The following is a 21737-nucleotide window of genomic DNA, read 5'->3' on the forward strand; positions in this document are numbered from 1 at the left end:
CCGTACAGCTGACGAGCGAAGGGCCCTCCGGACTTCCGGAGGGCCCTTCGCTCATGTCTGCACCGCTTCTCTGTTCGCCGACGGCACCGCCGTGGTAGACCGAGGAATGCCCTCGACGCATCACACACCAGACCACTCACTGCGATCGCGACACGCCCGGCGTTCCATATTGTCGATCCGTTCGGAGGGGTCGATCCTGTCGATCGGTTCCGCCTACTCCATCCTGTCCATCGGGAGTGTCGGCTCGGTGCTCTCGATCGGGTCGGTCGGGTCGGCCGGCTCGGCCCTGAGCACCGCCTCGTTCGCCAGCCTCGGGTCTGCGCTGTCCGGGTTGTCGCGGTGGTCCCTGATGGCATGGAAAGGGTGGCACGACTCGCCGCCGGAACACCCTCACCTCACGATCATCGCCGAGGAACCGGACCTCGCCCGGGACGCGACGGCGCACGTCCAGTCCTGACGCGGTCCGGTCAGGACTTCCGTTCGGCGCGCGGCCAGGAGTTGCCGTCGTACTTCTCGATCTCGCCGTTGAACTTCGTCAGCAACCGGCGCAGCTCGTCCCGGTCGTGGTCACTCCACTCGGCGATGATGCGCTCGACTCCTTTTCGGCCCAGCGCCCGGTCGGCGTGAAGCTGTTCGAGCCCCAGCGCGGTGGCCTCGACCTTGCGGGCCATTCCCCCGTCCGGGTCGGGGACGCGTTCGACGAGGCCGCGCTTCAGTAGCGCGCCGATCTGCCGGTTGATCGTCGAGATGTCGAGCCGGAATGCCTCGGCGAGCTGTTTCAGGCTGAGGGGATGTTCCAGTTCCAGGCGTCCGAGGAGGAGGTAGGCGGAACGGTCGAGTTGGAATCCCGCCCGTTGCGCATGGGCGTGGTAGCGCGACAGCAATGTCAATTCGTTCTCGACATCTGCCGCCACCTCGTCACGATCGGACACCGACACCTCCAGTAGTTACCGTCATTCTGCCCGAGGCACTGTTATGCACCATACACATGATGTGTAGTGTCCACATTCACTGCCGGCGTTCGAATGTCTCCGCCAGGGCGCGCAGACGGGGATCAGGATCCGTTGACGAACAGCGCGGTATAGAGGACCGAGGCGACGGTGTACACGAAATTGACGAGCAGCTCCATGGGAGAACCTCCGGGTCCAGAGTGAAGAGAGTGACAACAGGTAATCGGAGTTGCCCCGAGGAGCGTTTCACGCCGTCCCATCCACCGGAAAACGCCCCACACGAGAAATGAAACGTGTTCTCATTTTCCGAGGCGCTCACACTCGGGGCGCCGACAAGAGAAGGGGATGCACACATGCCGTGGAGTCGAGCCGAGCTCGAAGAGGCCTTCGCGCACTATCAGCGAACCGTCAGCCGCTGCGTCGAACTCGGGGACTGGAACGGCTTCGCCGACCTCTTCACGGCGGACGCCACGTACGTCGAGCACGCCTTCGGCCACTTCGACGGCCGCGAGGCCATTCGGAAATGGGTCACGCGCACCATGTCCGCCTTCCCCGGAAGCCGGATGACCGCGTTCCCGGCGAACTGGTACGTGATCGACGAGGACCGCGGATGGGTCATCTGCGAGATCGACAACCCGATGGAGGATCCCGGCGACGGTTCGGAGCACGCCGCAGCGAACATCACGATCCTGCACTACGCCGGCGACAACCTGTGGTCACGCGAGGAAGACGCGTACAACCCGATGAATTTTCTCGCCGCGGCCAAGAAGTGGTGCCGCGCAGCGGAAGCCGCCGGCAAGCTACCCGACGACGCCCGGGAGTGGCTCATCAGGATGGGCGGGCAAACCGGCGGCCTAGCGGTCACCACTGGCCGTAGTCGGGCTTCAGGATGTCATTGAGATCGATGCCGACCCCGGCGACGTTGCTCGCGTCGATCTCGTACTGGTGCAGGTGCGCCGACGGGTGAACGTACCCCTCGGGTGTGCCCCAATCGTGCTGCCAATACCACGACCCGAGCCCGGCGAGGACCGCCAGATCCAGCGTCTTGGAGTTGGCGTAGATGCCGGTGTTGGCCTTGCCGACCACCGACTCCCACCCGGCGAGGTACGGGGCGATCATGGTGAGGAAATCGGCGGGCGAAGGATTGTCGTCGATGGACGCGTAGATGGGTCGGTCCTCGGAACCGCCTGCGGCGAGATGCAATTCGAGTCCGCGCTCCGCGTGCCGCTTGCCGGCCTCGAGACCGCCGCGCCAATCGGCCGTCGACCCCTTGCCGAACTGATAACACGAGACGACCGACAGTCCGGCGTCGAGCAACGCCTGCGCCTCGTCGGCGAGCATCGGCTTGCCTTCCATCCACTCGGCGCCGGGCCGGCGGTCGGACACGTAGCGGATGGCGCCGGCATAGCCGGCCTCGAGGATCGCGTCCGCCGAAGGCACCCCACCGGCGTAGTCGATCAGGATGCCGAGGCTGTCCGCCTTCGCGACGGCGACCGAGGACGTGGTGGACGTGAGTGCCGCGATCCCGGCCACAGCGGATCCCGCTGCCGCGTACCGGAACAGGTCTCTCCGAGAAATCTGCACTGTGGCCCCCATATCCGATCGGTCGCGCTCCGGCGTGTCTCCGACATTCACTCTCGCTCAGTCGGTATGTTGTCCGGTTTGCATTCCACCACACTCACACGGGTCCCGCCAGCCACTTGGACTACATCCGTCACATCGGACACTCGCGACCCGCGCCGAACCGGCGGCGCCACGAGTCAGCGGAAGAACACCGCAGCCTGGTCGGCCAGATCGAGTGCCCCCTGCGGCAGGATTCCGAGAACCACCGTCACCACCACTCCGACCGCGATGGCCGCGGCGGTGAACATGCTGGGCACCACGATCGTCGGGGCGTCGCTCTGCGGCTCCGAGAAGAACATCAGGACGATGACGCGGACGTAGAAGAACGCCGCGATCGCGCTGCTGACGACACCGACGAGGACGAGCGGAACGGCACCGCCCTCGATGGCGGCCTGGAAGACCGCGAACTTGCTGACGAACCCACTCGTCAAGGGGATTCCGGCGAACGCGAGCAGGAACAGCGCGAAGACGCCGCCGACCAGTGGCGAACGACGCCCCAGTCCCGCCCAGCGGGACAGGTCCGTCGCCTCGCCCCGGCTGTCCCGCACCAGGGTGACGACGGCGAACGCGCCGAGCGTGCTGAACCCGTACGCCAGGAGATAGAACATCGTGGACGACAGGCCCGCCCGGTTGGCCGCGATCAGACCGGTGAGGATGAATCCGGCGTGCGCGACCGACGAATACGCGAGCATCCGCTTGACGTCGTTCTGCGTGACCGCCATGACCGCACCGACCACCATGGTGAGGATGGCGATGCCCCACATCACCGGCCGCCAGTCCGCGCGCAGGTCGGGCAGTGCCACGTAGAAGATGCGCAGCATCGCGCCGACGGCCGCGACCTTGGTGGCCGCCGCCATGAAAGCGGTGATCGGAGTCGGCGCACCCTGATAGACGTCGGGAATCCAGGAGTGGAACGGGACGGCACCGATCTTGAACAGCAGGCCCACCGACAGGAGCGCGGTTCCGATCAGCGCCAGCGTCTTGTCGTCGGTGCCCCGGGCGAGCGCGTCGGCGATCCGCGGCAACTCGACCGTGCCGGCGTAGCCGTACAGCAGGGCCACACCGAACAGGAAGAAGGCGGACGAGAACGCCCCGAGCAGAAAGTATTTGAGGGCCGCCTCCTGCGACAGGAGACGGCGACGCCGCGCCAGCCCGCACAGCAGGTAGAGCGGCAGCGAGAGGACCTCGAGCGCCACGAACATGGTGAGGAGGTCGTTGGACGCCGGGAACAGGAGCATCCCGCCGACCGCGAACAGGGTGAGGGGAAAGACCTCGGTATGCCCTGGGGCGCTCTTGGTGGCCTCCCGTTCGGCGACGCTGCCGGGGACAGCGAACGCCTGGGGGGTGAAGGCGTCGGTTCCGCCTTCCGGCTCGGCTGCACTCGCGGCTGTTACCTCCGCGGTCGCCGCGGCGACCCCGCTGTCGACGCTCCGCTCGGCGATGAGCAGGATCGCGGGGATCGAGATCAGCAGGATCGTTCCCTGGAGGAACAGTGTCGGACCGTCGACGGCCACCGCGCCCGCGACGGTGGAGTCGCGGGTTCCGGCGAGCATGACGACGGCCACGAACGCGGCGGTGAGTCCTCCGAGCGCGAGAACGAGATGGCTCGAGTAGCGGCCGCGCCGGGGCAGGAACGCCTCGACGAGCACACCGGCGACGGCCACGCCGAACACGATCAACATGGGTGCCAGCTGGCCGTATTCGATGTCCGGCGCGCGCAACGTCGTGGACTGGGCGAGTACGAGTTCGGAGGTACTCATCGGTGTGTGCCTCCCTCTGGGTCCTGCCCGGCGACGGTGGGTGCGGGATCGTGCTGACCGACGGTGACGAGGACGTGGCTCACCGCGGGGGTGATGACGTCCAGCACGGGCTTGGGGTAGACGCCGAGGACGAGCAGCAGGGCGATCAGCGGCGCCACGACCGCGATCTCACGGCGCACGAGGTCGCGGACGGTCTCGTTGCCCTCCTTCAGCGGTCCGGTCATCATCCGCTGATAGAGCCACAGCACGTAGATCGCGGCGAGGACGAGCGCGAAAGTCGCGACCACGGCAGCGATCTGGTAGCGCGAGAACGTGCCGACCAGGACGAGGAACTCGCTGATGAACGGCGCCAGGCCCGGCAGCGACAGCGTGGCGAGTCCCGCCACGAGGAACGTCCCTGCCATCACCGGCGCGACCTTCTGCACGCCGCCGTAGTCGGCGATGAGGCGGGTGCCGCGGCGGGACACCAGGAACCCCGCGATCAGGAACAGCGCCGCGGTCGAGATGCCGTGGTTGACCATGTACAGCGTCGATCCGGCCTGTCCCTGGCTCGTCATGGCGAAGATGCCGAGAATGATGAACCCGAAGTGCGAGATCGACGTGTAGGCGATCAGTCGCATCACGTCGGTCTGGCCGATGGCCAGTACCGCGCCGTAGATGATTCCGATCACCGCCAGCACCGTGACGAACGGTGCGAAGTACGCGGACGCTTCGGGGAACATCTGCAGGCAGTAGCGCAGCATGCCGAACGTCCCGACCTTGTCGACGACGGCCATCATGAGCACCGCGCTGGCCGGGGTGGCTTCCACCGCGGCGCCCGGCAGCCACGTGTGGAACGGCCACAACGGCGCCTTGACCGCGAACGCGAACATGAAACCGAGGAACAGCGCCTTCAGCACGCCGGGGTCGGCGTCCAGCCCTTCGGCGACGATCACCCGGAAGTCGAAGGTGCCGCCGCCGAAGGCGTCCTGACGCGCCGTCACCACGTACACCCCGATGACCGCAGCCAGCATGATCAGGCCGCCGAACAGGTTGTAGAGCAGGAACTTCACCGCGGCATACGACCTCCCCGCCCCGCCGAATCCTCCGATCAGGAAGTACATCGGGATGAGCATGGCCTCGAAGAAGATGTAGAAGAGCAGGACGTCGAGGGCGGTGAACGACATGATCACCATCGCCTCGACCATCAGCGTCAGCGCCACGTACGTGTGGGCCATCCGCCGCTGCCCGTAGTCGGGCGCGGTGTCACCGTCGTTCCACCCCGCCAGCAACAGCAGCGGCACCAGAACGGTGGTGAGGAGCACCAGGACGAGCGCGATGCCGTCCAGGCCCAGGATGTACCGGGTGCCGAACGCCGGGATCCAGGCGTGAGATTCGACGAACTGGTACTGCTCGCCGGTCGGATCGAACCGGATCGCCAGCACGACCGCCAGGCACAGCACCACCACGGACACACCCACGGCGACGGATTTCGCGAGCGCGCGCCTGTGGACGGGCAATGCCAGGACCACACCGGCACCGACGAGTGGCAGCACCCAGAGGGCGGTCAGCCACGGGAAGCCGCTCACCACAGCCTCACCAGCATCGTGGCGACCAGAAGGGCCGCACCCGCGAACATGAACAGCGCGTACGAACGGACGAACCCGGTCTGCAGGCGCCGCACCCGCATCGACGTTCCGCCGACGAGCGCGGCGAACCCGTTGACGGCACCGTCGACTCCCCTGCCGTCGACGGTCACGAGTGTTCGCGTCAGCTCCTGCCCGGGACGCATCAGCGCCGCCTCGTTGAACGCGTCGCCGTACAGGTCCTTCCGGGCCGCAACAGTGAACGCGGTGACGTCCGCCGGCGCGACCTCGGGGATCGGCTGCCGAGCGTACTGCCGGTAGGCCACCGCGACTCCCGCGAGCACCACCACCAGCGTGAGTGCGGTGATCGCCCACACGGGCAGGGCGGGCTCGCCGTGGTGGGCGCCGACGACCGGTTCCAGCCAGTGCTGCAGGGAGGAGCCGACAGCGAGGAGGGCGCCGGCGGCGACCGAGCCCACCGCGAGCAGGATCATCGGCACCGTCATCACCCCTGGCGATTCGTGTGGGTCGGCGACGAGAACATTCCCCTTCGCGTCGCTGGCCCCGGAAGCCCACCGCGGTTGTCCGAAGAAGGTCATCAGCATCACCCTGGTCATGTAGAAGGCGGTGAGTCCCGCGCCGAGCAGCGTGACCGTTCCGAGGACGACGCCCTGGACGCCCTCGGCGGCGAATGCCGCTTCGATGATCTTGTCCTTGGAGAAGAAGCCGGAGAACGGCGGAATCCCGATGATGGCCAGGTATCCCAACCCGAACGTCACGAACGTGATCGGCATGAAGGTGCGCAGACCACCGTAGCGGCGCATGTTCACCTCGTCGTTCATGCCGTGCATCACCGATCCTGCGCCGAGGAACAGACCGGCCTTGAAGAAGCCGTGGGTGAGCAGCAGCATGATCGCGAACGCGTACCCGGCCGGCCCGAGACCGGCGGCCAGCACCATGTACCCGATCTGGCTCATCGTGGATGCCGCCAGCGCCTTCTTGATGTCGTCCTTCGCGCAGCCGATGATCGCGCCGAACAGCAGGGTCACCGCACCGACGATCACGACAGCGAGCTGGGCACCCGGGGCCAGATCGAAGATCGCGTTGGATCGGACGATCAGATACACACCCGCCGTGACCATGGTCGCGGCGTGGATGAGCGCCGACACCGGTGTCGGACCCTCCATCGCGTCACCGAGCCAGGACTGCAGGGGGACCTGCGCCGATTTGCCGCAGGCGGCGAGCAGCAGTGCGAGCCCGATCGCGGTGAGCACCCCCTCGCTCGCGGCGCCGGCACGCGTGAACACGTCGGCGAATTCGATCGAGCCGAAGGTCGAGAACATGATCATGATCGCGAGGACCAGGCCCATGTCGCCGACGCGGTTGACCACGAACGCCTTCTTCGCGGCCGCCGCCGCGGACGGCTTGTACTGCCAGAACCCGATGAGCAGGTACGAGGCGAGACCGACGCCCTCCCACCCGACGTACAGGCCCAGGAAGTTGTCGGCCAGCACCAGCAGCAGCATCGCCGCGAGGAACAGATTGAGGTAGGCGAAGAATCGCCTGCGCTCCGGATCGTGTGCCATGTACCCGATCGAATAGATGTGGATCAGCGAACCCACCCCGGTGATCAGCAGCACGAAGCACACGGACAGCTGGTCGAGTTGGAGACCGAAATCCACCTGGAGTTCGCCGACCGGCACCCAGCTGAACAGGGTCTGGTGCACGACCCGCTCGGCTGCGTCCCGGCCCAGCATGTCGACGAAGAAGACGACGCCGAGCGCGAACGAGACCAGCGCCGTCGCGCAGCCGAGGAGATGGCCCCACGCATCACTGCGCCGGCCCGCCAGCAGGAGCACGGCGGCGCCGAGGAGGGGCAGAACCGGCAGCAGCCACACGGCCGACGAGAGCGTTCCGCTCATGCCGCACCGCCGATCGGGGTGTCGTCGTCGGGCAAAGTCACCTTCTCGAGGATGTGCGTCATCGGGGACCCGTCAGTTCTTGAGGAGGTTGGCGTCGTCGACGGAAGCCGAACGGCGGGAACGGAAGATGGTCATGATGATCGCCAGACCGACGACGACCTCGGCGGCCGCGACGACCATCGTGAAGAATGCGAAGACCTGGCCGTCGAGGTTGCCGTGCATCCGGGCGAACGTCACGAACGCCAGATTCGAGGCGTTGAGCATCAGTTCGATGCACATGAACACGATGATCGCGTTGCGGCGGATCAGCACCCCGGCCGCGCCGATCGTGAACAGCAGCGCCGACAGGTAGAGGTAGTTCTCGGGGTTCATCGCCGACCGCCCTCGTCGGCCGCTTCGGGTTCGGGGGTCGCGACGTCCGCGGTGCCGAGCGCCCGGGCGGGCAGGCTCGGCCGCCGTTCGAGCGACCGGCTGACGGACAGCTCGGAGAACGTGCCGTCGGGCAGCAACGCCGGTATGTCGACCGCGTTGTGCCGGGCGTAGACCCCCGGACTGGGCAGCGGTGTCACACGGGCACCCTCGCGGACGCGGTCCTGGGACAGCTCGCGCTGGTCCTTCCGCCGCTCGAAACGCTCCCGGTGGGCGAGCACCATGGCACCGATGGTCGCGGTGATCAGCAGCGCACCGGTCAGTTCGAAAGCCCACACGTACCGGAGGAAGACGAGCTCGGCCAGCCCCTCGACGTTACCCGCCGCGTTGGCCTGATCGAGACCGGTGAACGCGGAGACGGACGCACTCCCGATGCCGCCGATCAGCAGCAGTCCGAATCCCAGTCCCGCCGCGATCGCGGCCACGCGCTGACCGCGGAGGTTCTCCACGAGGGATTCGGAGGAATCGACGCCGATGAGCATGAGCACGAACAGAAACAGCATCATGACCGCGCCGGTGTACACCACGATCTGCACGACGCCGAGGAAGAGCGCGCCCTGGGCGATGTAGAACACGGCCAGGATGATCATGGTCGTCGCGAGGAAGATCGCCGAGTAGACGGCCTTGGTTGCGCTGACTACTCCGAGCGCGCCGATCACCGCCACGGTCGCGAGGACCCAGAACTGCACGCCCTCGCCCGTCGAGGTCTGGGTGAAGGGTTCCGCGACCAATTGGACCGCGGACGGCATCGTGTTCACCACGTCGGCTCTCCTCCCTCGATCACGGCCTGTCCCCCGCCGACTCTTCGACCTCGGACCCGTCCTGCGACGCAGCCGCCGCTCCCCCGGTCACCGTGCCGCGGTAGTAGTCCTCGGCGGTGGCGCCCGGAGCCATCGGGTGCGGCGACTCGACCATGCCGGACTCGAGCGGGGCCAGCAGCCGGTCCTTCTCGTAGATCAGGCCGGCCCGGTTGTCGTCGACCATCTCGTACTCGTTGGTCATGGTCAGCGCCCGCGTCGGGCACGCCTCGATGCACAGCCCGCACCCGATGCAGCGCAGGTAGTTGATCTGATACACCCGGCCGTACCGCTCGCCGGGCGAGAAGCGTTCCTCGTCGGTGTTGTCGGCACCCTCCACGAAGATGGCGTCGGCGGGGCACGCCCAGGCACACAGTTCGCACCCGATGCACTTCTCCAGCCCGTCCGCGTAACGATTGAGCTGGTGCCTGCCGTGGTAGCGGGGCGCCGTCGGCACCTTCTCCTCCGGGTAGAACTCGGTGTTCGATTTCTTGAACATCGTCGAGAAGGTCACGCCGAAACCCGCTATGGGGCCGAGGAATTTAGTCATCACTGTTCTCCTGGGTCGAGCCGGTGGAGTGCGCGCCGGTGACGGAGACGGGCGTGCGCCGGAACGCAGGCAGCGTCTGACCCGGCATCGGCGGAACCGGGTATCCACCGGCCATGGGGTCGAACGGTTCGAGTGTCTCCGGGGACAGCTCGGCCCGTCCCCGCGGCTCGACCGGCTTCTCGGGTGCGGGAACACGGCCCGGACGCAGGCGCTTCCACAGGAGCACCACCACGACGAGGGCCACGACGAGGCCCGCGACGACGAGCGCGATCGACCGGGCGTCGTAACCCTCGTTGCGGAAGGCCCGGACGGTGGCGACGATCATGACCCACACCAGCGAGATCGGGATCAGGATCTTCCAGCCGAGACCCATGAACTGGTCGTACCGCAGCCTGGGCAGCGTGGCGCGCAGCCAGACGAACACGAACAGGAAGCCCCAGACCTTCAGCGTGAACCACAGCACCGGCCACCAGCCGGAATTCGCGCCGTCCCACAGGCTGAGCGGGAACGGGGCGTGCCAGCCACCGAGGAACAGCGTGGTGGCGAGCGCTGAAACCGTCACCATGTTCACGTACTCGGCGAGCATGAACATCGCGAAGCTCAGAGAGGAGTACTCGGTGTGGAACCCGCCGACCAGTTCGCCTTCGGCCTCGGGCAGGTCGAAGGGCGCCCGGTTGGTCTCGCCGACCATCGACGTGACGTAGATCAGGAACGACGGCAGCAGCAGGAAGACGTACCAGGTGTGTTCCTGGGCGGCGACGATGCCCGACGTGGACATCGTTCCGGCGTCCAGGAAGACGGCCGCGAACGACAACGCCATCGCGATCTCGTACGAGATCACCTGTGCCGTCGAGCGCAGCCCACCCAGCAACGGGTAGGTGGAGCCGGACGCCCAGCCGGCGAGCACGATGCCGTAGACGCCGATCGACGTGGCCGCGAGGACGTAGAGGACGGCGACCGGGAGGTCCGTCAGCTGTAACGGCGTGTAGTGCCCGAAGATCGACACCGCCGGGCCGAACGGGATCACGGCGAACGCCATGAACGCCGGTACCGCGGCGATGATCGGCGCCAGGATGTAGATCGGCTTGTCCACACCCTTCGGGACGATCCCCTCCTTCAGCGCGAGCTTGATGCCGTCGGCGAGGCTCTGCAGCATGCCCCGCGGGCCCACCCGGTTCGGGCCGACGCGCATCTGCATCCACGCCATGACCTTCCGTTCGGCCAGGATCGTCAGAAGCGGGGTGAGGACGAGGAACACGAAGATGGCCAGGGCCTTGCCGAGAACCAGCCACCACGGGTCGTGACCGAACAGCGCCGGGTCGGGGTAGACGGCCTCGATCGTCACAGCGCACCTCCCGGGACGATCCCGTTGGTGCCGGCCGCACGGCGGACGTTCACGACGCTCCCCGCCCGGGTGGCCAGTTGCCGGTAGACGGCGGATCCGAGCGAGTTGAGCGGCAGCCACACCACCCGATCCGGCATGTCGGTGATCACCAACGGCAGGGTGACGGCGCCCCGTTCCGTCGTGACGGTGACCGGATCTCCGTCACCGGCACCCGTCTCGGCCGCCGAGGCCGCGGACATCCGCGCGACCGGCGTCCGGGCAGTGCCCGCCAGGTGCGGTTCCCCGTCCTGCAGCCGTCCCGAGTCGAGCAGCATCCGCCAGGTGGCGAGCACCGCTTCCCCCGGCCCGGGTTCCCGCCGCGGCGGTTGCGGGTGGTCGGGCGGATCCGGGAACTCCCCGTCCCAGGCGCCGAGCCTCTCGAGTTCGCGCCGTGCGGTCGCGGCGTCCGGAAGACCCAGCGGGACACCCATTTCGCCGGCGATCGCGTGGAGCACCCGCTGATCGGGCATCGACCCGCTGGCTCGGAGGGCGGCGTCGAAATCGCGTGCGCGCCCTTCCCAGTCGAGGAAGGTGCCCGGTTTCTCCATGACCGGCGCGATGGGGAACACCACGTCCGCGCGCTCGCTGATCGCACTGTGGCGCAGTTCCAGACTCACGACGAACCCTGCCGCCTCGACCGCGGCCAACGCGGCCTGCGGGTCGGGAAGATCGTCGGCCTCGACACCACCGATCACCAGCGCCCCGAGCGTCTTCGCCTCGGCCGCGGCGAGGATGCCCGCGGTATCCCGGCCCGCGGCATCCGGCAGATCCGCGACGTTCCACGCCGACGCGACCTGCCGCCGAGCCTCGGGATCGCCCACCGGTCTGCCACCCGGCAGCAGTCCGGGCAGCGCGCCCGCCTCGAGTGCACCGCGTTCGCCTGCACGTCGCGGCACCCAGGCCAGCCGGGCCCCGGTGTCGTCGGCCAGGCGGACCGCGGCGGACAGCGCCCCCGGCACCCCGGCGAGTCTCTCCCCGACCATGATGACCGCACCCGGCCGGCGCAGCAGCTCGGTGACACCCGGCTCCAAATCACCCGTGCGGAGTCCGTCGAGCAGCTCCGGCTCGGCATTCGGCGCGGACCGCAGCAGCCTGCCGGACATCTTCTCCAGGCCACGGGACGTGTACGGGGCGACCGAGTAGACCGGAACGGCCTTCGCACGCGCGGCCTTGCGCAGCCGGAGGAACACGATCGGCGACTCCTCCTCCGGCTCGAACGCGACGAGTAGGACGACCGGCGCGGCGTCGAGGTCCTCGTAGGTGACCGCGAGTCGCTGCCCCGCCACCCGGGCGGCCAGGAACTCGGCCTCCTCGCCGGAGTGTGCGCGAGTGCGGAAGTCGATGTCGTTGGTGCCGAGCGCTGTTCGCGCGAACTTCGCGTAGGCGTAGGCGTCCTCCCACGTGGACCGGCCCCCGACGAGAACACCCGCGTTGCCCCGCGCACCGGCCAGTCCCCGCGCCGCGACCGCCAGAGCCTCCGACCAGGAGGCGGGTGCCAGCGTGCCGTCGTCGCCGCGGACGAGAGGGGTGCTGATTCGGTCGCGCTCGGTGGCGTAGGCGAATGCCCACCGCCCCTTGTCGCAATTCCATTCCTCGTTGACCTCGGGATCGTCGCCCGCCAGCCGGCGCAGCACTGTGCCCCGCCGGTGGTCGGTGCGCTGGGCGCACCCGCTCGCGCAGTGCTCGCACACGCTGGGGCTGGAGACCAGGTCGAACGGGCGGGCCCGGAAGCGGTACGCGGAACCCGTCAGCGCACCCACCGGGCAGATCTGCACGGTGTTGCCGGAGAAGTACGACTCGAACGGTTCCTTCGCGTAGATCCCGACCTGCTGCAGCGCGCCCCGTTCCATGAGTTCGATGAACGGGTCCCCGGCGACCTGCTGGGAGAACCGGGTACACCGCGCGCACAGCACGCACCGCTCACGGTCCAGCAGGACCTCCGTGGACAGCGGAATCGGTTTGGGGAACGTGCGTTTGACCTCACCGAAGCGCGACTCCGCGCGTCCGTTGGACATCGCCTGGTTCTGCAGGGGGCACTCGCCGCCCTTGTCGCACACCGGGCAGTCCAGGGGATGGTTGATCAGCAGCAACTCCATCACGCCCTTCTGCGCCTTGTCGGCGACGGGCGACGTGAGCTGGGTGTGGACGACCATGCCGTCGGTGACAGTCGTGGTGCAGGAGGCGAGCGGCTTGCGCTGCCCCTCCACATCGACGAGACATTGACGGCACGCACCGACCGGATCGAGCAGCGGATGGTCGCAGAACCGCGGGATCTGGATGCCGATCATCTCCGCGGCACGAATCACCAACGTGCCCTTGGGGACACTGACCTCGACGCCGTCGATGACAACGCTCACGTGATTGCTCACTTGGTTGTTCACTTCTTTCGCAGGCATCATGCGTGAACCCCAGCCATGAGCGTGGACTGATGCGGGTCGAACGGGCAGCCACCCTGCTCGAAGTGTGCGAGGTATTCGTCTCGGAAGTACTTGATGGAGGACATGATCGGGCTGGCCGCACCGTCACCGAGAGCGCAGAACGACTTGCCGAGGATGTTGTCGGCGATGTCGAGCAGCTTCTCCAGATCGGCATCGGTCCCCTCCCCTCTCTCGAGACGCTCCAGGATCTGCACCAGCCAATAGGTGCCTTCCCGGCAGGGCGTGCACTTGCCGCACGACTCGTGCGCATAGAACTCGGTCCAGCGGAGCACGGCACGCACCACACACGTGGTCTCGTCGAAGATCTGCAGGGCCTTGGTGCCCAGCATCGATCCGGCGGCGCCGACGCCCTCGTAGTCGAGGGCGACGTCGAGATGCTCGTCGGTGAAGATCGGTGTCGAGGAACCGCCCGGGGTCCAGAACTTCAATCGATGCCCGGCGCGGACTCCCCCCGCGTACTCGAGCAACTCCCGCAGGGTGATTCCGAGCGGGGCCTCGTACTGTCCGGGCTTCGTCACGTGCCCGGACAGGGAGTACAGGGTGAAGCCCGGCGACTTCTCGCTCCCCATCGACCGGAACCACTCGATGCCGTTCACGATGATCGGCGGGACACTCGCAATCGACTCGACGTTGTTGACGACGGTCGGTGACGCGTAGAGACCGGCCACCGCGGGGAACGGCGGACGCAACCGAGGCTGGCCGCGGCGACCCTCCAGCGAGTCGAGCAGCGCCGTCTCCTCCCCGCAGATGTACGCCCCCGCACCCGCGTGCACGACCAGCTCGAGGTCGAAACCGATGCCCAGGATGTTCTTCCCGAGGTAGCCCGCCGCATACGCCTCCGCGACCGCGGCCTGCAGCCGGCGCAGCACCGGCACCACCTCCCCGCGCACATAGATGAAGGCGTGCCCGGCGCGGATCGCGTACGCCGCGATGATGACGCCCTCGACGAGCGCGTGCGGCGTGGCCAGCAGCAGCGGCATGTCCTTGCAGGTTCCCGGTTCGGACTCGTCGGCGTTGACCACGAGGTAATGCGGCTTGTCGTCGCCCTGCGGGATGAACGACCACTTCATTCCGGTCGGGAACCCGGCACCACCACGACCGCGTAGTCCGGCCTCCTTGACCGTCGAGATGACCTCGTCCGGGTCCATACGCAGCGCCTTCTGCAGCCCCTCGTACCCGTCGTGGCGACGGTACGTGTCGAGGGTCCAGGATTCGGGCTCGTCCCAGTAACGGCTGAGGACAGGGGTCAGCGGCATGTCAGTCTCCCTTTCGACCCGGGTCGGTGGCCGCCGGATCCGTCTCGGAGGTGGACCGTTCCGGAGGCACCGTCGCGGACGGGGCCGGCGCCGGCTGGTCCTTCGCCGATTCCGCCGCCACCGGCTCGGTGTCCCGCGACTGCGGCTCCGGGATCAGCGAGGTCTCCGCAGGATCCGGTGCCGCCATGCCCCGTTCGTGCGCCACGCGCAGGCCGGCCAGTGTGGCGTCGCCCGCGGTACCACCCTCCGCCAGCGCACCGGGACGCTCGTCGGGGAACCCGGCGAGAATGCGGGCGGTCTCCCGGAACGTGCACAGCGCCGCACCGCGGCTCGGCGTCACCCGCTCCCCCGAACGCAGCGAATCGACGAGTGAGCGAGCCGACTCCGGGGTCTGGTTGTCGAAGAACTCCCAATTGACCATCACCACCGGGGCGTAATCGCACGCCGCATTGCACTCGATGTGCTCCAGCGTGACCGTGCCGTCGGCGGACGTGCCACCGTGCGGCAGGTCGAGATGCTCCTCCAGCGCGGCGAGGATCGCGTCGCCGCCCATGATCGCGCACAACGTGTTGGTGCACACTCCGACGTAGTAGTCGCCCGTCGGGTCGCGCCGGTACATCGAATAGAAGGTCGCCACCGCAGCCACCTCCGCGCCGGTCAACCCGAGCCGGCCGGCACAGAACTCGATCCCCGCCGGCGTGATGCACCCGTCCTCCGCCTGCACCAGATGCAACAGCGGCAGCAGCGCGGAACGCGAATTCGGGTAACGCGCGATGACGACGTCGGCGTCGGCGTCCAGCCGCGCACGGACCTCCGGCGGATACTCCTCACGCGCACCCGGCCGCACCAGCAGCCCGTTCTCCTCCGGCCGGGGGCCGAACTCGATGAAGATGGGTGTTTGCTTTGGTGCTGCTTGCTCGGTCATCGGTCCACTCCCCCCATCACAGGATCGATGCTCGCGACCGCGGCAATGACATCCGCAACCATGCCGCCCTCACACGTGGCCGCCACCGACTGCAGGTTCGTGAACGACGGATCCCGGAAATGCACCCGGTACGGGCGGGTACCGCCGTCACTCACCATGTGCATACCGAGCTCACCCCGCGGCGACTCCACCGCCACATACACCTGGCCCGGCGGCACCCGGAAACCCTCCGTCACCAACTTGAAGTGATGAATCAGCGACTCCATCGAGGAATCCATGATCTCGCGGACGTGCCCGGGCGAATTTCCCAGACCGTCGGGACCCAACGTCAGATCCGCCGGCCACGCGATCTTCTTGTCCTCCGCCATGATCGGGCCCGGCCGCAACTTGTCGAGGCACTGCTCGACGATCTTCAGCGACTCCTTCATCTCGTCGACCCGGATCAAGTAGCGGCCGTACGCGTCACACCCCGTATCGGTGCTGACGGCGAACTCGTAATTCTCGTAACCGCAATACGGCTGCGACTTACGCAGATCGTGCGGCAGACCCGTCGCACGCAGCATCGGACCCGTGATACCGAGCGCCATGCACCCCGTGAGGTCGAGATACCCGATGCCCTTCGTGCGCCCCTTCCAGATGCGGTTGTCGTTGAGCAGATTCTCCATGTCCCGCAGCCGTTCCGGCATCAACGTGAGCAACTCGCGCACCTTCTCCACCGCACCCTCCGGCAGATCCTGCGACAAACCGCCCGGCCGGATGTACGCATGATTCATGCGCAGTCCCGTGATCATCTCGAACACGTCCAGAACCAGCTCACGTTCCCGGAAACCGAACAACATCGCCGTGACCGCGCCCAACTCCATGCCACCCGTGGCCAACGCCACCAGATGCGAGGAGATGCGATTGAGTTCCATCAACATCACCCGGATGACACTCGCCCGCTCCGGCACCTGATCCGTGATGTCGAGCAACTTCTCCACACCGAGGCAATACGCCGTCTCGTTGAAGAACGGCGACAGGTAATCCATCCGCGTCACAAACGTCACGCCCTGCGTCCACGTCCGATACTCGAGGTTCTTCTCGATCCCCGTATGCAGATAACCGATGCCGCACCGGGCCTCCGTGACCGTCTCACCCTCGATCTCCAGAATGAGCCGCAGCACCCCGTGCGTCGACGGATGCTGAGGACCCATATTGACGACGATCCGCTCCTCGCCGCCCTCCGAACCCGCATCCGACGCCTTTACCGCATCCACGACCTCGTCCCAGTCCTGACCGGCGACAGTGAAAACCGTGTCCTCGCTCATCAGTTGTACCCCCGCCGCTCGTCGGGCGGCGCGATCTCCGCGCCCTTGTACTCGACGGGAATGCCGCCGAGCGGATAGTCCTTCCGCTGCGGATGACCCGGCCAGTCATCCGGCATCTCGATCCGGGTCAACGACGGATGACCATCGAACACGATCCCGAAGAAGTCGTACGTCTCCCGCTCATGCCAATCGTTCGTCGGATACACCTCATACAACGACGGGATGTGCGGATCCGCATCCGGCGCCGTCACCTCCACACGAATCCGACGATTGTGCGTAATCGACAACAACGGATACACCGCATGCAACTCCCGGCCCGCATCCTGCGGGAAATGCACACCATTCACACCCAGACACATCTCGAACCGCAAATCCGGCTCATCACGCAACGCACGCGCCACCAACGGCAAAAACTCCCGCCGCACACCGAACGTCACCTCACCCCGAAACACCACAACCGACTCGATCGCCACCTCGAAACCCACACCCGACTCCGCCAACGCCGCCTCCAGCCCATCCGCGACCTCATCGAAATACCCCCCGAACGGCCGCGGCGTGCTCCCCGGCAACAACACCGGACGCACCAACCGCCCATACCCCGACGTATCCCCACTACCCCGCACCCCGAACAAACCCTTGCGCACACCGATCTGTTCTGGGACATTGCTCGCGGGGACATGGCTCGCTTCGCTCGCAGGCGTCTGGTCTGTCTCGTGCGCTCTTCCCTCGTCACTCACTCGCTACGCTCCCTCGTTCCTCAGTCCAGACCGCACGGCCCAGACGCCGGATCTCGGCTCGGTTCGCTCCCGCGTTCCCACGCCGGTCATCTCAGGAGGCCCTTCATCTGGATGGTGGGGGTGGCGGCCAGCGCCGCCTGCTCCGCCGCCCGCGCCACCTCCTCGCGGTGAACGCCGAGCGGCATCTGCTGGATCTTCTCGTGCAGAGTGAGGATCGCGTTCAGCAGCATCTCCGGCCGCGGCGGACACCCGGGCAGATAGATGTCCACCGGCACGATGTGGTCGACGCCCTGCACGATCGCGTAGTTGTTGAACATGCCGCCCGACGACGCGCAGACGCCCATCGCCAGCACCCACTTCGGCTCCACCATCTGGTCGTAGATCTGCCGCAGCACCGGGGCCATCTTCTGGCTCACCCGGCCGGCCACGATCATCAGGTCCGCCTGCCGCGGCGACGCCCGGAACGCCTCCATGCCGAAACGGGCGATGTCGAAGCGTCCGCCGGCGGTGGCCATCATCTCGATCGCACAGCAGGCGAGCCCGAAACTCGCCGGCCACAGCGAACCCTTGCGGACGTAACCCGCGAGCCCCTCGACCGTGGTCAGCAGGAAGCCGCTCGGCAGCTTCTCCTCGATGCCCATATCCGACTCTTCTCTTCCGACTTAGCTTTTGGATCGCTGGCGGGACCGATCAGTCCCAACTGAGACCGCCACGCCGCCACTCGTACGCATAGGCGACGGAGACGTTGAAGATGAACAGGGCCATGGCCCCGAGACCGAAGAAGCCGAGAGCATCGAAATGAACAGCCCACGGATAGAGGAACACGATCTCGATGTCGAAGATGATGAACAGCATGGCCGTGAGGTAGTACTTCACCGGGATGCGGCCCGCACCCAGAGGCGAGAGTGTCGGCTCGATGCCGCACTCGTAGGCGTCGAGCTTGGCACGGTTGTAGCGCCTCGGTCCGACGATCCTCGCCACGATCACGGAGAAGACCGCGAACGCGACCGCAATCGCCCCGAGCACGAGGATCGGCACGTACACATTCATGCCGTCTCAGCTCCCCTCTTCCCGAGCCTGTCCGCCCGATTCCCGGACGGTCGTTTCCGAAGCTACGCTCTTGTGAGTTATGCCACAGCGTACAAGGGAAGTCGTCGAGCCCGGTCGATTTGACCGTGCGAGTTCCAGGCGATCTCGAAGTGCGGAAAACCCCTGCGGCACAGGCGCTCGATGCACCTTCACGCGGCAGGAAACGGAGTCAGGAGAGCCTAAGCTGAGAGGCGGGTGCGCAGCAGCGCTATGACCGCTTCGGACAACCGGATCGGGTCCAGCGGATGCGGCACGGCGGCCTCCGCCCGCGACCAGCTGGCCAGCCAGGCGTCGTCGGGGCGCCCGGTCAGGACCAGGATCGGGGGACAGTCGTCGATCTCGTCCTTCAACTGCTTCGCGATCCCCATCCCGCCCGCGGGCACCGCCTCCCCGTCCAGAACGGCCAGGTCGATACCGCCTGCATCCATCTGCCGGATCACCACGGGCGCGGTCGCCACCTCGACGTACTCCAACTCCGGAAGGTCGGGGTGCGGACGCGTCCCCAGTGCCAGAACGACCTTCTGGCGGGTGGTCGCATCGTCGCTGTAGACGAGGACACGCAACCGATCGGGACGGCTGGTGTGGGCGGTCGCGTCGGTCACGGACACGATGCTACCGGTCCCCCGCCCTCCAGACCTGCGGCTCGCGGCGATCGAAAAACGGCGCGTCGAAATCGAATTGGTTCCACCGACGGCCGGAACTGCCCCGGCTACAGCCTCTCGGCGATGGCGAGCGCCGTCGAGCCGAGCTTCGGCAGGCGGAGATCGGCGATGGGGGTCAGCATGTTGCCGAGCCGGTTGGTGACGAATGCGATCGACAGCCCGGTGTCGGCGTCGGCGAACGCACCCGACCCGCCCAACCCGTAGTGCCCGAAGGTATTCGACGGCTGCCTGCGACGTGCCACCATCCCCGCGTGGTAGCCGAGCCGCCAGTTCATCGGTATGCCCAGGACGTAGTCGCGGGCCGTCGTCTGTACCTGGCTCAGCTGCGCCACGACGTCCGGCGGGAGGAACTCCACACCGCCGACGGTTCCGCCGTTCGCCAGCGCCCCGTACATCCGCGCCAGCGCGCGGGCGCTGAACACGCCGTTCCACCCCGGCATCACGCTGTCGTGGATCGCAGGGTTGCGGACGAGGGCGTCGAAACCGGCGGGCATGCCGGCGTCGGCCACGTTGCGCAGACCGGGCAGCCGCGACATCGCGAACGACGTGGCTCCCCACGGAACGCCGAACGGGTTGATGTGGGGGAAGGTCCTCGCGATCCGGGCACGCTCGGCCGGCGGCACCTCGTACCAGAATTCCTTCACCCCGAGCGGTTCGGCGACCTCGGTGCGCACCAGCTCGGTGAAGGGTTTCCCGGCCGCGCGGGACGTCAGTTCGGCGACGAGCGAGCCGAACGTCACCGCGTGATAGCCGGGGACCTTCAGCCGCCGCTGATCCGGGGTCGCCGCGGCCAGTGCGGCGCTGACCAGGGAATGGTCCATCAGACTCAGCGGTCCGGGCACGAGCCCACGTACCCGGTGCAGTCCGGCGCGGTGCGACAGCAGTTCGCGCACCGTGATCTCGTCCTTGCCCTCGGCGGCGAACTCGGGCCAGTACTGCGCCACCGGCGCCTCGTAGTCGAGGATCCCGCGTCCGGCGAGTCGGTGCAGAACGGTGGACGCGACGCCCTTGCCCGTGGAGAACGTGAGGGTGACGGTGTCGTCCTGCCAGAACGTGTCGCGGCTCGCCCACCCGGCCCACACGTCGACGACCGGTTCACCGTGGAGGTAGACGGCCAGGGCGCCACCGCCCTGGCTGGCGTCGTGGAAGAGTCCGAAGAACTGGTCGACGAGCACCCCGAACCGCCGGTCCGCCAGCATCCCCGCCGGCGGCCGTACCGTGCGGCCCATCAACGGCCACGGCGATGTGGTCGTCATATCGACTTCCCTCGGTCGCTTTTCACGTCAGTGACATGTGTATTTAACTTCCTCTTTACACACGGGAAGACGCTGTCGGCACCGCTTCAGGGCCTGCGTGATCGCTTCGTGGCCATACCGCAACGGGAAAGAGTATCCAGGCGCCGGGTCGGTGACCCGGCGCTGATCATTTGGGCTCCAGAGAGTGGAAGTAATCGGACCTGACCTCGACGTCCTCGACGAGACGCGTAGTGGTCTGGACACCCAGTGAATGCTCCTTCAACAGGTCGCACAACCGGTCTCCGTCGATCAGATCGATCGGCGGCGCCCCATCCCTCTTGGACTCCGTGCGGGCGTCACCGGTGAATGTTCCGGTGGTGATGAGCAGGCCCTTTTCGCCGCGGCCCGCCATCGCGCCGCGGAAATCGCGCACCGCCCCCGCCCCGACGCTGCCGCTGTAGCGCTTGCACTGGAAGAACACGGGGAAACTGAGCAGCGACAACTGGTACACGCCGAGGCCCTCGATGTCCCCGTCGCCGCCGCGACCGGTGACGGACGCGCTCGAAAATCCGGCCTCCCGCAGCAACCGCTGGGTCAGCCGCTCGAACGCGGGCGGCGACATCTTCAGGACCGTGTCGAGCAGGAGGTCCTTCCAGTCCGCGTCGTTCTCGGCCTCGGCGATGTTGGCATCCGGTTCGTCGTTCCTGCGGGACGCCGCCTTCGCCGATTTGCGGGCGGCATTCTTCTTGCGATTCTCGGCGGAGAACTCGGCGTGCAGCGGGCGGATCTCGCTCTCGGCGACCTCGCGGCCCTTCTCCGTCACGCTCCACACCCCGCGCCGGCTGTTCGTGAGCAGACCCATCCCCTTGAGGTAGGTGCGGGCCCACGCCAACCGGTACTCGATCTCGGTGCTCGGACCGTCACCGTGCAGCACGCCCTGCACGTCGAACGAAAGCCCTTCTCGCTCAACGACGGCGCTGTCGAGCTCCTCGTTGGACGCCGAACCACCGAGAGCAATGGCAGCCTGAAGCGCTGGCCAGAGGAGGTCGACGTACTGAGGAACGTGAACAGTCATGGCCACAAGCATGCCGGAATCCACCCGGCCCAC

General features: G+C 67.2%; 21 protein-coding genes. 2 read left to right on the forward strand and 19 right to left on the reverse strand.

What is annotated here, in order from left to right:
* Positions 1–106: 106 nt before the first annotated feature.
* Positions 107–457 carry a hypothetical protein gene (locus tag ACFVJ3_RS08190; RefSeq protein WP_378451591.1) on the forward strand — a complete coding sequence of 117 codons (351 nt, stop codon included), beginning with the start codon at positions 107–109 and terminating at the stop codon, positions 455–457.
* 10 nt (positions 458–467) lie between these two features.
* Here the strand turns inward: ACFVJ3_RS08190 and ACFVJ3_RS08195 are convergent, their stop codons facing one another.
* Entirely contained in the window at positions 468–938 is a 471-nt protein-coding gene (locus ACFVJ3_RS08195) for a MarR family winged helix-turn-helix transcriptional regulator (protein ID WP_378451592.1), read from the reverse strand.
* Between the two features lie 365 nt (positions 939–1303).
* On the opposite strand from ACFVJ3_RS08195, the gene ACFVJ3_RS08200 reads away from it, so the two are divergent.
* Positions 1304–1849 carry a nuclear transport factor 2 family protein gene (locus tag ACFVJ3_RS08200; RefSeq protein WP_378451593.1) on the forward strand — a complete coding sequence of 182 codons (546 nt, stop codon included), beginning with the start codon at positions 1304–1306 and terminating at the stop codon, positions 1847–1849.
* Here ACFVJ3_RS08200 and ACFVJ3_RS08205 read toward each other — a convergent pair.
* The 18 genes from ACFVJ3_RS08205 to ACFVJ3_RS08290 form a co-directional block, all read right to left on the reverse strand.
* Positions 1812–2546 (reverse strand): DUF1906 domain-containing protein, encoded by a 735-nt coding sequence (locus tag ACFVJ3_RS08205; RefSeq protein ID WP_378451594.1) that lies wholly within the window; start codon positions 2544–2546, stop codon positions 1812–1814. The genes ACFVJ3_RS08200 and ACFVJ3_RS08205 overlap by 38 nt on opposite strands.
* A gap of 164 nt (positions 2547–2710) precedes the next feature.
* Positions 2711–4333, reverse strand: coding sequence for an NADH-quinone oxidoreductase subunit NuoN (nuoN, locus tag ACFVJ3_RS08210; protein WP_378451595.1), 1623 nt, complete (start codon positions 4331–4333; stop codon positions 2711–2713).
* A complete protein-coding gene (locus tag ACFVJ3_RS08215) occupies positions 4330–5901 on the reverse strand; it encodes an NADH-quinone oxidoreductase subunit M (RefSeq protein WP_378451596.1) in 1572 nt (523 codons plus the stop codon). Before ACFVJ3_RS08215 ends, nuoN begins: the two co-directional genes overlap by 4 nt.
* Positions 5898–7820 (reverse strand): NADH-quinone oxidoreductase subunit L, encoded by a 1923-nt coding sequence (gene nuoL / locus ACFVJ3_RS08220; protein ID WP_378451597.1) that lies wholly within the window; start codon positions 7818–7820, stop codon positions 5898–5900. Before nuoL ends, ACFVJ3_RS08215 begins: the two co-directional genes overlap by 4 nt.
* Positions 7821–7892: 72 nt before the next feature.
* Positions 7893–8192: an NADH-quinone oxidoreductase subunit NuoK gene (nuoK, locus tag ACFVJ3_RS08225; protein ID WP_005239116.1), complete on the reverse strand. Its 300-nt coding sequence runs from the start codon at positions 8190–8192 to the stop codon at positions 7893–7895.
* On the reverse strand, positions 8189–8998 hold the full coding sequence (locus ACFVJ3_RS08230; protein WP_378451731.1) for an NADH-quinone oxidoreductase subunit J: 810 nt from the start codon (positions 8996–8998) through the stop codon (positions 8189–8191). The genes nuoK and ACFVJ3_RS08230 overlap by 4 nt, the downstream gene beginning before the upstream one ends.
* Positions 8999–9029: 31 nt before the next feature.
* Positions 9030–9596, reverse strand: a complete 567-nt coding sequence (gene nuoI, locus ACFVJ3_RS08235) for an NADH-quinone oxidoreductase subunit NuoI (RefSeq protein WP_378451598.1) — start codon at positions 9594–9596, stop codon at positions 9030–9032.
* Positions 9589–10941: an NADH-quinone oxidoreductase subunit NuoH gene (gene nuoH / locus ACFVJ3_RS08240; RefSeq protein WP_378451599.1), complete on the reverse strand. Its 1353-nt coding sequence runs from the start codon at positions 10939–10941 to the stop codon at positions 9589–9591. Before nuoH ends, nuoI begins: the two co-directional genes overlap by 8 nt.
* Entirely contained in the window at positions 10938–13379 is a 2442-nt protein-coding gene (locus tag ACFVJ3_RS08245) for an NADH-quinone oxidoreductase subunit G (RefSeq protein WP_378451600.1), read from the reverse strand. Before ACFVJ3_RS08245 ends, nuoH begins: the two co-directional genes overlap by 4 nt.
* Positions 13376–14674 (reverse strand): NADH-quinone oxidoreductase subunit NuoF, encoded by a 1299-nt coding sequence (gene nuoF / locus ACFVJ3_RS08250; RefSeq protein WP_378451601.1) that lies wholly within the window; start codon positions 14672–14674, stop codon positions 13376–13378. Before nuoF ends, ACFVJ3_RS08245 begins: the two co-directional genes overlap by 4 nt.
* A gap of 1 nt (position 14675) precedes the next feature.
* Positions 14676–15599, reverse strand: a complete 924-nt coding sequence (gene nuoE / locus ACFVJ3_RS08255; RefSeq protein ID WP_378451602.1) for an NADH-quinone oxidoreductase subunit NuoE — start codon at positions 15597–15599, stop codon at positions 14676–14678.
* Positions 15596–16906, reverse strand: coding sequence for an NADH dehydrogenase (quinone) subunit D (gene nuoD, locus ACFVJ3_RS08260; protein ID WP_378451603.1), 1311 nt, complete (start codon positions 16904–16906; stop codon positions 15596–15598). Before nuoD ends, nuoE begins: the two co-directional genes overlap by 4 nt.
* The gene (locus ACFVJ3_RS08265; protein WP_378451604.1) at positions 16906–17643 is read right to left on the reverse strand and encodes an NADH-quinone oxidoreductase subunit C; all 738 of its coding nucleotides are present in this window, start codon (positions 17641–17643) and stop codon (positions 16906–16908) included. Before ACFVJ3_RS08265 ends, nuoD begins: the two co-directional genes overlap by 1 nt.
* Positions 17644–17729: 86 nt before the next feature.
* Positions 17730–18284, reverse strand: coding sequence for an NADH-quinone oxidoreductase subunit B family protein (locus ACFVJ3_RS08270; protein ID WP_005239105.1), 555 nt, complete (start codon positions 18282–18284; stop codon positions 17730–17732).
* A 49-nt stretch (positions 18285–18333) separates the two neighbouring features.
* Positions 18334–18693 carry an NADH-quinone oxidoreductase subunit A gene (locus ACFVJ3_RS08275; RefSeq protein ID WP_005239104.1) on the reverse strand — a complete coding sequence of 120 codons (360 nt, stop codon included), beginning with the start codon at positions 18691–18693 and terminating at the stop codon, positions 18334–18336.
* A 218-nt stretch (positions 18694–18911) separates the two neighbouring features.
* Positions 18912–19334, reverse strand: coding sequence for a hypothetical protein (locus ACFVJ3_RS08280; protein ID WP_378451605.1), 423 nt, complete (start codon positions 19332–19334; stop codon positions 18912–18914).
* A 107-nt stretch (positions 19335–19441) separates the two neighbouring features.
* Positions 19442–20650: a serine hydrolase domain-containing protein gene (locus ACFVJ3_RS08285; RefSeq protein WP_378451606.1), complete on the reverse strand. Its 1209-nt coding sequence runs from the start codon at positions 20648–20650 to the stop codon at positions 19442–19444.
* A gap of 166 nt (positions 20651–20816) precedes the next feature.
* Complete coding sequence (locus tag ACFVJ3_RS08290) at positions 20817–21716, reverse strand: restriction endonuclease (protein WP_378451607.1); 900 nt, start codon at positions 21714–21716, stop codon at positions 20817–20819.
* Positions 21717–21737: the final 21 nt, after the last annotated feature.

The sequence above is a fragment of the Rhodococcus sp. NPDC127593 genome (assembly GCF_042671975.1).
Classification (GTDB): Bacteria; Actinomycetota; Actinomycetes; order Mycobacteriales; family Mycobacteriaceae; genus Rhodococcus_F.

Coding starts and splice junctions, on each gene's coding strand:
- ACFVJ3_RS08190 (WP_378451591.1), top strand. CDS start 107: ATGCCCTCGACGCATCACACACCAGACCACTCACTGCGATCGCGACAC.
- ACFVJ3_RS08200 (WP_378451593.1), top strand. CDS start 1,304: ATGCCGTGGAGTCGAGCCGAGCTCGAAGAGGCCTTCGCGCACTATCAG.
- ACFVJ3_RS08205 (WP_378451594.1), bottom strand. CDS start 2,546: ATGGGGGCCACAGTGCAGATTTCTCGGAGAGACCTGTTCCGGTACGCG.
- nuoN (WP_378451595.1), bottom strand. CDS start 4,333: ATGAGTACCTCCGAACTCGTACTCGCCCAGTCCACGACGTTGCGCGCG.
- nuoL (WP_378451597.1), bottom strand. CDS start 7,820: ATGAGCGGAACGCTCTCGTCGGCCGTGTGGCTGCTGCCGGTTCTGCCC.
- nuoK (WP_005239116.1), bottom strand. CDS start 8,192: ATGAACCCCGAGAACTACCTCTACCTGTCGGCGCTGCTGTTCACGATC.
- ACFVJ3_RS08230 (WP_378451731.1), bottom strand. CDS start 8,998: ATGCCGTCCGCGGTCCAATTGGTCGCGGAACCCTTCACCCAGACCTCG.
- nuoI (WP_378451598.1), bottom strand. CDS start 9,596: ATGACTAAATTCCTCGGCCCCATAGCGGGTTTCGGCGTGACCTTCTCG.
- ACFVJ3_RS08245 (WP_378451600.1), bottom strand. CDS start 13,379: ATGATGCCTGCGAAAGAAGTGAACAACCAAGTGAGCAATCACGTGAGC.
- nuoF (WP_378451601.1), bottom strand. CDS start 14,674: ATGCCGCTGACCCCTGTCCTCAGCCGTTACTGGGACGAGCCCGAATCC.
- nuoE (WP_378451602.1), bottom strand. CDS start 15,599: ATGACCGAGCAAGCAGCACCAAAGCAAACACCCATCTTCATCGAGTTC.
- nuoD (WP_378451603.1), bottom strand. CDS start 16,906: ATGAGCGAGGACACGGTTTTCACTGTCGCCGGTCAGGACTGGGACGAG.
- ACFVJ3_RS08270 (WP_005239105.1), bottom strand. CDS start 18,284: ATGGGCATCGAGGAGAAGCTGCCGAGCGGCTTCCTGCTGACCACGGTC.
- ACFVJ3_RS08275 (WP_005239104.1), bottom strand. CDS start 18,693: ATGAATGTGTACGTGCCGATCCTCGTGCTCGGGGCGATTGCGGTCGCG.
- ACFVJ3_RS08285 (WP_378451606.1), bottom strand. CDS start 20,650: ATGACGACCACATCGCCGTGGCCGTTGATGGGCCGCACGGTACGGCCG.
- ACFVJ3_RS08290 (WP_378451607.1), bottom strand. CDS start 21,716: ATGCTTGTGGCCATGACTGTTCACGTTCCTCAGTACGTCGACCTCCTC.